This is a genomic window from Rathayibacter sp. AY1F9, assembly GCF_002932155.1.
In the GTDB taxonomy this organism is placed as follows: Bacteria; Actinomycetota; Actinomycetes; order Actinomycetales; family Microbacteriaceae; genus Rathayibacter.
On record NZ_PSVA01000009.1, the window covers coordinates 25,830 to 37,500 of the forward strand.

The following is an 11,671-nucleotide window of genomic DNA, read 5'->3' on the forward strand; positions in this document are numbered from 1 at the left end:
ACGGTAGAGGTGCTCGCTTCGAGCACCCGATGAGGCGGCGGTGCGGAGCCGGTGAGCCGGGCCGCGGGCGTCGCTTCCTCCAGGACAACGGCGGCGGTCCCGGTTCGGTTCAGCGCTCGTCCGACGGGCGTGTCAGCGCAGGAGTGCGGCGACCACTCCGGGCAGGTGCTCCGCGATGTCGAGCGCGGCGATCGGGCCGCCGGCGGAGGCGCTCCGTCCGGCCTCCGCGTGCAGGACGGCGGCCGCGGCGGCCACGGGGGCGAGGTCCTCCGCGGTCAGAGTCGCCCCGGCCGCCTCGGCGTCCGCGGCCCGACCGGCGAGGAGTGCGCCGAGCACGCCGCCGAGGACGTCGCCGCTGCCCGCGGTCGCCAGCCAGGGCGTGGATCCGGAGACCTCGAGCTCGACGCCGCCCGCGACGACGTGGGTGGTGCCGCCCTTGAGGAGCACGCAGACTCCGAGGCGGTCCGCCGCCCGGCGCGCCCACTCCCCCGGGGCCTCGGCGATCGTCGCGGCGTCCGCGTCCAGACCCGCTCGGCCGAGCACTCCGGCGAGCTCGCGGTAGTGCGGCGTGATGACGACCGGGCCTGCGGCCTCGTCGATCAGGTCGAGCGCGCCCGCGTCGAGCACCACCGGGACTCCCGAGTGCAGCTGCTCGATCAGGGTGCGCCGCTCCTCGTCGCTGCGGTCCTCGGCGCTGGTGCCGGAGCCGACGAGCCAGGCCTGCACGCGTCCCACCGCGGTCACGACCTCCGGCCGCCGGGCGAGCACCAGTCCCGCGGGCCGCTCCGGTCCGAGGTAGCGGACCATGCCGACTCCCGTCCGCACCGCCGCCTCGACGCCGAGCACCGCCGCTCCCGGGTACCGCTCCGACCCGGTCGCGATCCCCAGCACCCCGCGCGTGTACTTGTCGTCGTCCTCCCACGGCACCCTGATGCTCCGCGCCGCCTCCGCCGTCCCGACCCGCTCACCCATCCCGCCACCCTACGTCGCCCTGCGGCGGAGCCGCCCGGTGCCGCCGCAGCCGCACTGGTGCCGGCGCAGCGCACTGGTGCCGGCGCAGCCGCACCCCTCTCCCCTTGCTCCAGAGGGGCGCGGGTGCTGGAGGGGGCAGTGGCAAGGCGGAGGAGGAAGCGATACCGGCGGTATCGCGCCCGACGACAACGCCGCCTCCAGCACCCGCGGGCGCGGGCCGCGGAGGGGTCGGATGCAAGGCGGAGGAGGAAGCGATACCGGCGGTATCGCGCCCGACGACAACGCCGCAGACGGCCCCTCCGCGGCCCGCGCCTAGCGGCGGGTGGCGTCGTCGACTTCGCCGACGAGCTCCTCGATGATGTCCTCGAGGAACAGCACTCCGGTGGCGCGGCCCTGCTCGTCGAACGCCCGGGCGAGGTGGGCGCCGGTGCGCCGCATGATCGCGAGGGCGTCCTCGAGGTCGGTGGCCTCGAAGATCGAGGCGAGCTGGCGGATGCGCTTGGCGGGGACGGGGAGGCGGAACTTGGCGCCCTCCGTGTCGCCGTCGAGGTCGAGGACGTCCTTGAGGTGGATGTAGCCCTCGGGGGTGCCGTCCTCGCCGAGGATCACGTAGCGCGAGAAGCCGTGCTTGGCGACGGCGCGCTCGACGTCGGCGGGAGTCGCTCCGCTGGGGAGGCTGACGATCCCGTCGAGGGGCAGGGCGACGTCGTGGACCTTCTTCTCGGTGAACTCGAACGCGGCGAGGAGGGTCCCGGTCGAGTCGCGGAGCGTGCCCTCGCGGGTGGACTGGTCGACGATCGTCTGCACCTCCTCGAGCGTGAAGGTGCTGTTCGCCTCGTCCTTGGGCTCCACCTTGAAGAGGCGGAGCACTCCGTTCGAGACCGCGTTGAGGGCGACGATGATCGGGCGGAGGACCCGGGCGATGGCGACGAGCGGCGGCGCCAGGAGGAGCACGGCGCGGTCGGGCATCGAGAACGAGATGTTCTTGGGGACCATCTCGCCGAGCACCACGTGCAGGAACGACACGATCAGCAGCGTGATGACGAAGGCGACGGTGCCGGAGAGCTCGTCGGGGATGCCGACGGCGTGCAGCGGCACCTCGAGCAGGTGGTGGATCGCCGGCTCGCTCACGTTGAGGATCAGCAGCGAGCAGACGGTGATGCCCAGCTGCGTGGTCGCGAGCATCAGTGTGGCGTGCTCCATCGCGGCGAGCGCGGTGATCGCGCTGCGGCGTCCGCTCTCCGCGAGGGGCTCGATCTGGGAGCGGCGCGCGGAGATGACCGCGAACTCCGCTCCGACGAAGAAGGCGTTCGCGGCGAGGAGCACCACGAGCCAGGCGATTCCGGCCCAGTCACTCATCGTCGGACTCCTTCCGTCCGCGGTGTCCGCGGGCGACGTCGGCGAGCGGGTCGGGGATCCCGTCGGGATCCGCGTCGGGATCGGGCGTGAAGCGGAGGCGGTCGATGCGGCGGCCGTCCAGGCGCTCGACGCGCAGAGACCCGCCCTCGACGTCGACCCGGTCGCCGACGGCGGGGAGGCGGCCGAGCTCGCTCATCACGAATCCGGCGACCGTCTCGTAGGGCCCCTCCTCGGGGATGTGCACGCCGGCGCGGTCGAGGACCTCGTCGGGGCGGAGCATGCCGGGGAAGGTGGTGGAGCCGGGGAGCTTGACCACGTCGGCCCGGGAGCGGTCGTGCTCGTCGGCGACCTCGCCGACCAGCTCCTCGACCAGGTCCTCGAGCGTGGCGACGCCCGCCGTCCCGCCGTACTCGTCGACGACGACCGCGAGCTGGAAGCCGCGTCCGCGCAGCTCCGTGAGCAGCACGTCGAGCTTCATGGTCTCGGGGACGCGGAGCGGCTCGGAGCGCAGCGCCGTGACCGGCACGTCGGACCTCTTGCCGCGGGGCACGGCGACGGCCTGCTTGACGTGCACGACTCCGACGATGTCGTCGATGTCGTCGTCCGTGATCGGGAAGCGCGAGAACCCGGTGGTGCGGGCGAGGTCGAGCACGTCCTGCGCGGTGCTCGCGCGCTCGACCGTCGACAGGCGCAGGCGCGGCGTCATCACGTCGCCCGCGGTGAGGGCGGAGAAGCGGAGGGTGCGCCCGAGCAGGTCGGCCGTGTCCTCCTCGAGCAGTCCGGCGCTGGCGGAGTGGCGCACGAGGCTCGAGAGCTCCTCGGCGCTGCGGGCGCCCGAGAGCTCCTCCTTCGGCTCGATGCCGACCAGGCGCAGCAGGGCGTTCGCGCTGCCGTTCAGCAGGGCGACGGCCGGGCGGAACACCGTCGTGAACGCGGTCTGCAGCGGCACGACGAGCTTCGCGGTCGCCCGCGGCAGAGCGAGGGCGAAGTTCTTGGGGACCAGCTCGCCGAGGATCATCGACAGCAGGGTCGCGATGACGATGGCGACCACCGTCATGACCGGCGCGAGCGCCTCCTCCGGGATGCCGAATCCGCTGAACGGCTCCTGGAGCAGCGTCGAGAGGGCGGGCTCCATCGTGTAGCCGGTGAGCAGCGTCGTGAGGGTGATGCCCAGCTGCGCGCTCGAGAGGTGCGTGGAGGTGACGCGCAGGGCCGCGATGGTCATGCCCAGGCGTGTCTCGCCGCGGTCGCGACGGGCTTCGAGATCGGCCCGGTCGAGGTTCACCAGCGCGAACTCGCTGGCGACGAAGACGCCGGTGCCCAGGGTCAGCAGCAGGCCGACGCCGAGGAGGAGCCACTCAGTTCCCACGGTGGTCGCCCCCGGTCACGAGAGGGAGGTGCGAGGAGGGCCGGACAGTGCGGGCCGGCGGAGCGGCGGCACCGGAGCGGCGGGCGGGAGTCCGAGGAGCACGGCGGCGAGCGGAACGGGCCGGATGCGCAGAGGGAGGGTCGTCCATTGTGGCGCCGAGTCTACCCGCCGCGGAGCGCTGCCGGGCGTGCTCCGACGCGGCGGCTCAGAGCCACTTCTTCCGCTTGAACACCGCGTAGAGCGCGAAGCCGAACAGCACCATCAGGCCCAGCGCCCAGGGGTAGCCGAGGCGCCAGTGCAGCTCCGGCATGTCGTCGAAGTTCATCCCGTAGATGCCGGCCACCAGCGTCGGGGCGAAGAGGATCGCCGCCCACGAGGAGATCTTGCGGACCACGTCGTTCTGGGCGAGCCCGGTCTCGGTCTGCCGGCGCGAGACGAGCGTCGAGTGCACCGTGAGCGCCTTGTCGAGGATCGCGCGCAGGGAGTCGACCGCCTCCGTCACGCGGATGGTGTGGTCGAGCACGTCGCGGAGGGAGCGGCGCAGCTCGATCCGCTCCGGCGAGGGCGAGGGCTCCCCCTCCACGGGCGTCGACTCCTGCAGCAGCTCGTGCAGCAGGGCGGTCAGCGGCTGCACCGAGCGCTGGAAGTGGATGACCTCGCGCGAGAGCCGGTAGATGCGCTCCGAGAGCCCGTCGTCCGAGTCGTCGCCGAAGAGCTGGTCCTCGATCTCGTCCACGTCGCCCTGGACGCCGAACACCACCGGCGCGTACTCGTCGACGACCTGGTCGAGGATCGCGTAGAGCACCGCTTCGGGCCCGCGGGCGAGGAGGGCCGGATCCTCCTCCAGGCGGCGGCGCACGCGGGCGAGGTCCGGGGAATCGGCGTGCCGGATGGTGACCACGAAGTCGGGGCCGACGAAGACGTGCAGCTCGCCGAAGACGACCGTCTCGGCGGCGTCCGCGTAGCGCGCCGGCCGCAGCACGACGAAGAGCCCGTCGTCGTAGCGCTCGAGCTTGGCCCGCTGGTGCCCGCTCAGCGCGTCCTCGACGGCGAGCGGGTGCAGCCCGAACTCCTCGGCGACCGCCTCGACCTCCTCGCGCGTCGGGCGGTAGAGGCCGATCCAGGCCATGCCGTGCTCGTCGCGCATCAGCTCGAAGGTGTCCTCGAGCGAGTCGGGGTTCCGGATGCGGCGGCCGTCGACGTACACGGCGTTGTCGACGATGGTCATGGGCTCGGTTCTAGCACGCGGCGCCCGCTCACCAGCTGACCGGCAGCGCCTTGCCCTCCTCGTAGCCCGCGGCCGACTGCAGGCCCACGTGCGCCCGCTCGTGGAAGTCGGCCACGCTCCGGGCGCCGGCGTAGGTGAAGGACGAGCGGACCCCCGAGGTGATCATGTCGAGCAGGTCCTCGACCGAGGGCCGCAGCGGATCGAGGTAGATGGTGGAGGAGGAGATGCCCTCGGCGAAGAGGCGCTTGCGGGCGAGCTCGTACGCGTCGAGGCGGTCGAAGCGCTCCTGCACCGCCTTGGCCGAGGCCATGCCCCAGCTCTCCTTGTAGACCCGGCCGGCCGCGTCACTGCGCAGCTCCCCCGGAGCCTCGATCGTGCCGGCGAACCAGGAGCCGATCATCACGGAGGCGGCGCCCGCGGCCAGCGCGAGGGCGACGTCGCGCGGGTAGCGCACCCCGCCGTCCGCCCAGACGTGGGCGCCCAGCTCGTGCGCGCGCTCGGCCGTCTCGAGGACGGCCGAGAACTGCGGGCGGCCGACCGCGGTCATCATCCGGGTGGTGCACATCGCGCCGGGGCCGACGCCGACCTTGAGGATGTCCGCTCCCGCGTCGACGAGGTCGTGCACCGCGTCGGCCGTGACGACGTTGCCCGCCGCGATCGGCACTCCGAGATCGAGCGCGGAGACCGTCCGGAGCGCCCGGAGCATTCCCTCCTGGTGGCCGTGCGCGGTGTCGAGGACGAGGACGTCGACGCCCGCGGAGACGAGAGCGCGCGCCTTCGCCTCGACGTCGCCGTTGATGCCCATCGCCGCCGCGACGCGCAGACGCCCGTCCGCGTCGAGCGCCGGGTCGTAGACCGTGGAGCGGAGGGCGCCGGTGCGCGACAGCGTGCCGACCAGGGCGCCGTCGTGCAGCACCGGGGCGAAGTCGAGGTCGGCGGCCACCATGAGGTCGAAGGCGGCCCGCGCGGTGGGCACGTCGTCGGCGTCGATCGAGGGTGTGGCGGAGTGCACCAGGTCGCCCAGACGCGCGTCTGGCAGCGCGGTCGCCAGACGCGAGGCCGGGACGCAGCCGAGGATCGCGCCGCCCTCCTCCTGCACCACGAAGCCGTGGCCGGCGACGGCCGGCAGGATGCGCAGCGCCTCCTCCACGGTCGTCGCCGGCGAAGCGGTGAGGGCGCCGGAGAAGGCGACCGGCTGGCGCTTCACCCAGCGGATCGCGGCGTCCAGCGCCTGCAGGGGCATGTCCTGCGGGAGGACGCCGAGCCCGCCCCGGCGCGCGAGCGTCGCTGCGAGGCGCTGACCGGTGACCGAGTTCATGTTGGAGGAGACGACGGGGATCGTCGCCCCGGTGCCGTCGCCCGGGGCGAGCGAGACGTCGAGGCGGCTCGTCACCGACGAGCGGCCGGGGACGAGGAAGACGTCCGAGTAGGTGAGGTCGCCTGAGGGTGTTCCGCCGGAGAAACGCATGGGGGAAACGCTACTCCGGCGCGGCCCCGGGTCGGCCGTGCAGGGAACGGGGCTAGGCTGGGCGACCGGGACGGGACCAGGCGACGGCACCGGTTCCCGCTGGTGCGAGGACGACCTCCTCCGCCGCGGTGGCAGGCGCCGAGGGATGCGACGGGCCCGTCCGGATGATCGAGGACGAATCAACGGAGAGAGTGGGCGATCGGCTGTGTCGAGCCAGTTGACCGGAGCAGGAACAGAGCAGGGCGCGGAGGACTTCGGAGCCAACGAGTGGCTCGTGGAGGAGCTGTACGAGCAGTACAGCGCCGACCGCGCCTCGGTGGACGAGTCCTGGTGGCCCATCCTGGAGCGCTACGGCGCCCAGCTCGCGAACTCCGGCAAGGACGCTCCGGCTCCGGCTCCCGCCGCGGCCCCCGCGCCCGCCGCCTCGAAGCCCGCCGCTGCCGCCGAGCGCGTCTCGTCGAGCGGCGGAGGCGCCGTGACCCATCCCGCCGCGGCCTCCTCCTCCGAGTCGACCCCCGCCTCCCGCACCACGTCGAAGCAGCCGAAGGCGCAGCCGATCCCGGCCGACGCTCCGGTGAGCAAGCCCTCCGCCGAGGACTCGACGCCGGACGAGGACGTCGTCACCCCGCTCCGCGGCATGGCGAAGAGCCTCGCGACCAACATGGACGCCAGCCTCAGCATCCCCACCGCGACGAGCGTCCGCACGATCCCGGCGAAGCTGATGATCGACAACCGCATCGTCATCAACAACCACCTGCGCCGCACCCGCGGCGGCAAGGTCTCGTTCACGCACCTGATCGGCTGGGCGCTCATCCGCGCGCTCAAGGACTTCCCGAGCCAGAACGTGTTCTACGACGAGGTCGACGGCAAGCCCGCGGTCGTCGCCCCGGCGCACGTCAACCTCGGCATCGCGATCGATATGCCGAAGCCCGACGGCACGCGCGCCCTGCTCGTGCCGAGCATCAAGCGCGCCGACACGCTGAGCTTCACCGCCTACCTCTCGGCCTACGAGGACCTGGTCAAGCGCGCGCGCGGCAACAAGCTCGTCGCCGGCGACTTCGCGGGCACCACGCTCTCGCTGACGAACCCCGGCGGCATCGGCACGGTCCACTCCGTCCCCCGCCTGATGAAGGGCCAGGGCTGCATCATCGGAGCCGGCGCCCTCGAGTACCCGGCGGAGTTCCAGGGCGCGTCCGAGAAGACGCTGGTCGAGCTGGGCATCGGCAAGACCATCACCCTGACCTCGACCTACGACCACCGCGTCATCCAGGGCGCCGGCTCGGGCGAGTTCCTCAAGATCGTGCACGAGCTCCTGCTCGGCGGCCGCGGCTTCTACGAGGACATCTTCGCCGCGCTGCGCATCCCCTACGACCCGATCCACTGGTCCACGGACATCGCCGTCGACCTCGCCGAGCGCGTCTCCAAGACCGCCCGCGTGCAGGAGCTCATCAACTCGTTCCGCGTCCGCGGGCATCTGATGGCCGACGTCGACCCGCTGGAGTACGTGCAGCGCTCGCACCCCGACCTCGCCATCGAGAGCCACGGCCTCACCTTCTGGGACCTCGATCGCGAGTTCGTCACGGACGGCTTCGGCGGCAAGCGCCAGCTCAAGCTGCGCGACATCCTCGGGATCCTCCGCGACTCGTACTGCCGCACCGTCGGCGTCGAGTACATGCACATCCAGGACCCGGAGCAGCGCGCCTGGATGCAGCAGAAGCTCGAGCGCGGCTACGAGAAGCCGGGCCACGACGAGCAGCTGCGCATCCTGGGCAAGCTCAACGAGGCCGAGGCCTTCGAGACCTTCCTGCAGACCAAGTACGTGGGCCAGAAGCGCTTCTCGCTCGAGGGCGGGGAGTCGCTCATCGCGCTGCTCGACGCCGTCCTGCAAGGCGCGGCCGACGAGCACCTCGACGAGGTCGCGATCGGCATGGCCCACCGCGGCCGCCTGAACGTGCTGACCAACATCGCCGGCAAGACCTACGGCCAGATCTTCCGCGAGTTCGAGGGCACCCAGGACCCGCGCACGGTCCAGGGCTCCGGAGACGTGAAGTACCACCTCGGCACCGAGGGCACCTTCCGCGGCGCGGCGGGCGAGGAGATCCCGGTCTACCTGGCGGCGAACCCCTCGCACCTCGAGGCCGTGAACGGCGTGCTCGAGGGCATCGTCCGCGCCAAGCAGGACCGCAAGCCCATCGGCACCTTCACCACGCTGCCGATCCTCGTGCACGGCGACGCCGCGATGGCGGGCCAGGGCGTGGTGGTCGAGACCCTGCAGATGTCGCAGCTGCGCGCGTACCGCACCGGCGGCACGATCCACATCAACATCAACAACCAGGTCGGGTTCACGACTCCCCCTCACGAGGCCCGCACCTCGATCTACTCGACCGACGGCGCGAAGACGATCCAGGCGCCGATCTTCCACGTGAACGGCGACGACCCCGAGGCGGTCGTCCATGTCGGGCAGCTCGCGTTCGAGTACCGCCAGCGGTTCCACCGCGACGTGGTCATCGACCTGATCTGCTACCGCCGGCGCGGGCACAACGAGGGCGACGACCCCTCGATGACCCAGCCGCTGATGTACAGCCTGATCGAGGCCAAGCGCTCGGTCCGCAAGCTGTACACCGAGGCGCTCGTCGGCCGCGGCGACATCACCGAGGAGGAGTACGACCGCGCCCACCAGGACTTCCAGGACCGCCTGGAGCGCGCGTTCGCCGAGACCCACGCCGCGCAGACCGGCGCGATCCCCGTGATCACCGCCGACGGCGACTCCGTGGCCGACCTCGAGCTGCCCGACGCGCAGCAGGGCGAGGACTACCCGGGCGAGCCCGAGGTGACCGGCGTGAAGACCGAGGTCGTCACCCGCATCGGCGACGCGTTCACGACGCCGCCCGAGGGCTTCACCGTGCACCCCAAGCTCCAGCAGCTGCTGGCGAAGCGCCAGGAGATGAGCCGCTCCGGCTCCATCGACTGGGCCTTCGGCGAGCTGCTCGCGCTCGGCTCGCTGCTGCTCGAGGACACCCCGGTGCGCCTCGTCGGCCAGGACACGCGCCGCGGGACCTTCGTCCAGCGCCACGCTGTCCTCCACGACCGCGAGAACGGCCAGGAGTGGCTGCCGCTGATGAACCTGTCCGAGCAGCAGGCCCGGCTCTGGATCTACGACTCGCTGCTCTCGGAGTACGCGGCGATGGCGTTCGAGTACGGCTACTCGGTGGAGCGGCCCGACTCGCTCGTGCTGTGGGAGGCGCAGTTCGGCGACTTCGCGAACGGCGCCCAGATCGTGATCGACGAGTTCATCTCCTCGGCTGAGCAGAAGTGGGGCCAGCGCTCGTCGCTCGTGCTCCTGCTCCCGCACGGCTACGAGGGCCAGGGCCCCGACCACTCGTCGGCCCGGATCGAGCGCTACCTGCAGATGTGCGCGGAGCGGAACATGACCGTCGCGCGCCCGTCGACGCCGGCGTCCTACTTCCACCTGCTGCGCCGCCAGGCCTACTCCCGGCCCCGCCGCCCACTGATCGTCTTCACCCCGAAGGCGATGCTGCGCCTGCGCGGAGCCTCGAGCCCGGTCGAGGACTTCACCTCGGGCCGCTTCCAGCCGGTGATCGACGACGCGCGGATCCAGGACGCCTCCGCCGTGAAGCGCGTCCTGCTCCACGCCGGCAAGGTCCACTACGACCTCAAGGCGGAGCTCGAGAAGAAGCCCGACGACGGCATCGCGCTGGTCCGGGTCGAGCAGTACTACCCGGCGCCGATCGAGGAGCTGCGCGGCATCGCCGAGCGGTACCCGGACGCGGAGCTCGTCTGGGTGCAGGACGAGCCCGAGAACCAGGGCGCCTGGCCGTTCATGGCCCTCGAGGTCGCTCCGAAGCTGGGCCGGTCCATGCGCGTGGTCTCGCGGCCGTCCGCGGCCTCCCCCGCGGCCGGCTCGGCCAAGCGGCACGCCTCCGAGCAGGCCGACCTGCTGTCGCGGGCGCTCACCCGCTGACCCGCGGTCCGCACGACGCGGTCGGGCCCGTCGGAACCTCGTGTTCCGGCGGGCCCGTCGCGTTGCAGGCGGACCGTGCCTGACCGCAGGCCCGCAGAGACCGGCAGGAGCGCGCGCGACGTGCGGGTGCCGCGGCACCCGGAGGCCGCCGGACACGACGGAGCCCCGGCCCTTCGAGGGCCCGCGGTGCGCGGGAGGTCTCGAACGGCCGGGGCTCCCCGGGTCGTGCGGCGCCTAGAGGCGGGCGGGCGCCTGGGAGTGCGCGGCGTGCTCGTCGCGGAGCATGCCGAGCACCTGGGCGCGGAGGTCCTCCGGCGCCGTCTCCTTGCAGGCCCGCTGCACGGCGACCGTCAGCACCACGCCGACCTTCGCCTCATCGGCGCAGTCGACGCATCCCGCCATGTGCTCGCGGATGTCGGCGGCGTCCTCCTTGCACAGCTCGTTGTGGAGGTACTCCTCGAGCTCGGCCTTCGCCTTCGTGCAGCCGCTGTCGGTCATTTCGTGCTCCCGGAAGTGAATGCGGCGCGGAATCCGCGCTCGCGTGCGTAGTCGGTGAGTCGTTCGCGCAGCATGCGCCGGCCGCGGTGCAGCCGGCTCATGACGGTCCCGACGGGGGTCTTCATGATGTCCGCGATCTCCTGGTAGGAGAAGCCTTCGACATCGGCGAAGTAGACGGCGAGCCGGAAGTCCTCCGGGATCGCCTGGAGCGCCTCCTTCACCGCGGTGTCGGGGAGGTGGTCGATCGCCTCCGCCTCGGCCGAGCGGCTGGAGGTGGCCGTGGTCGACTCGGCGCCGCCCAGCTGCCAGTCCTCGAGCTCGTCGATCGCGCTCTGGTAGGGCTCGCGCTGCTTCTTGCGGTACGAGTTGATGAACGTGTTCGTGAGGATGCGGTAGAGCCAGGCCTTCAGGTTGGTGCCCTGCTCGAACTGGCGGAACGCGCCGAACGCCTTCGCGAACGTCTCCTGCACGAGGTCCTGCGCGTCGGAGGGGTTCTTCGTCATCCGCAGACCGGCCGCGTAGAGCTGGTCGATGAAGGGCAGCGCCTGCTGCTCGAAGAGGGAGCGGAGATCGACGGGAGCCTCGACCGGGGCGTCGTCCAGCGACTCCTCGACGGTCTCCACGATCGTCTGCTCCGCGTCGGCGGGCTCGGGAGCCTCGTCGGCGGGGGTGGTGCGGGGTTCGTCGTCGCGAGTCATCACGAGCGATTCTAGAGCGGCGGCGCGGCGGACGACCGGGGTTGCGGCACGAGGGCGCCTCCGGGCGACGGGCCTGCTGCTCCGGAGGACCGGGGGT

Annotated in this window: 8 protein-coding genes; 1 reads left to right on the forward strand and 7 read right to left on the reverse strand. The window is 72.1% G+C overall.

All coding sequences use genetic code 11. From position 1 onward, the window contains the following. Positions 1-132 precede the first annotated feature (132 nt). The 5 genes from C5C37_RS07810 to C5C37_RS07830 all read right to left on the reverse strand — a co-directional run bounded on the left by C5C37_RS07810 (position 133) and on the right by C5C37_RS07830 (position 6,396). Entirely contained in the window at positions 133-972 is an 840-nt protein-coding gene (locus C5C37_RS07810; protein WP_104338755.1) for an ADP/ATP-dependent (S)-NAD(P)H-hydrate dehydratase, read from the reverse strand. Between the two features lie 312 nt (positions 973-1,284). Then, the gene (locus C5C37_RS07815) at positions 1,285-2,331 is read right to left on the reverse strand and encodes a hemolysin family protein (RefSeq protein WP_104224111.1); all 1,047 of its coding nucleotides are present in this window, start codon (positions 2,329-2,331) and stop codon (positions 1,285-1,287) included. Further along, positions 2,324-3,700, reverse strand: a complete 1,377-nt coding sequence (locus C5C37_RS07820) for a hemolysin family protein (RefSeq protein WP_104224112.1) — start codon at positions 3,698-3,700, stop codon at positions 2,324-2,326. The genes C5C37_RS07815 and C5C37_RS07820 overlap by 8 nt, the downstream gene beginning before the upstream one ends. 205 nt (positions 3,701-3,905) lie before the next feature. Beyond that, the gene (gene corA / locus C5C37_RS07825) at positions 3,906-4,928 is read right to left on the reverse strand and encodes a magnesium/cobalt transporter CorA (RefSeq protein WP_104224113.1); all 1,023 of its coding nucleotides are present in this window, start codon (positions 4,926-4,928) and stop codon (positions 3,906-3,908) included. A 28-nt stretch (positions 4,929-4,956) separates the two neighbouring features. Next, the gene (locus C5C37_RS07830; protein ID WP_104338756.1) at positions 4,957-6,396 is read right to left on the reverse strand and encodes a GuaB1 family IMP dehydrogenase-related protein; all 1,440 of its coding nucleotides are present in this window, start codon (positions 6,394-6,396) and stop codon (positions 4,957-4,959) included. A gap of 205 nt (positions 6,397-6,601) precedes the next feature. Here C5C37_RS07830 and C5C37_RS07835 point away from each other — a divergent pair, with 205 nt between their 5' ends. Further along, on the forward strand, positions 6,602-10,378 hold the full coding sequence (locus tag C5C37_RS07835) for a multifunctional oxoglutarate decarboxylase/oxoglutarate dehydrogenase thiamine pyrophosphate-binding subunit/dihydrolipoyllysine-residue succinyltransferase subunit (protein WP_181068290.1): 3,777 nt from the start codon (positions 6,602-6,604) through the stop codon (positions 10,376-10,378). A 234-nt stretch (positions 10,379-10,612) separates the two neighbouring features. Here C5C37_RS07835 and C5C37_RS07840 read toward each other — a convergent pair whose 3' ends face one another. Both C5C37_RS07840 and C5C37_RS07845 read right to left on the reverse strand, forming a co-directional pair. Further along, positions 10,613-10,876, reverse strand: coding sequence for a zf-HC2 domain-containing protein (locus C5C37_RS07840; RefSeq protein ID WP_104224116.1), 264 nt, complete (start codon positions 10,874-10,876; stop codon positions 10,613-10,615). Next, positions 10,873-11,574 carry a sigma-70 family RNA polymerase sigma factor gene (locus C5C37_RS07845; RefSeq protein ID WP_104224117.1) on the reverse strand — a complete coding sequence of 234 codons (702 nt, stop codon included), beginning with the start codon at positions 11,572-11,574 and terminating at the stop codon, positions 10,873-10,875. The genes C5C37_RS07840 and C5C37_RS07845 overlap by 4 nt, the downstream gene beginning before the upstream one ends. Between the last annotated feature and the right edge of the window lie 97 nt (positions 11,575-11,671).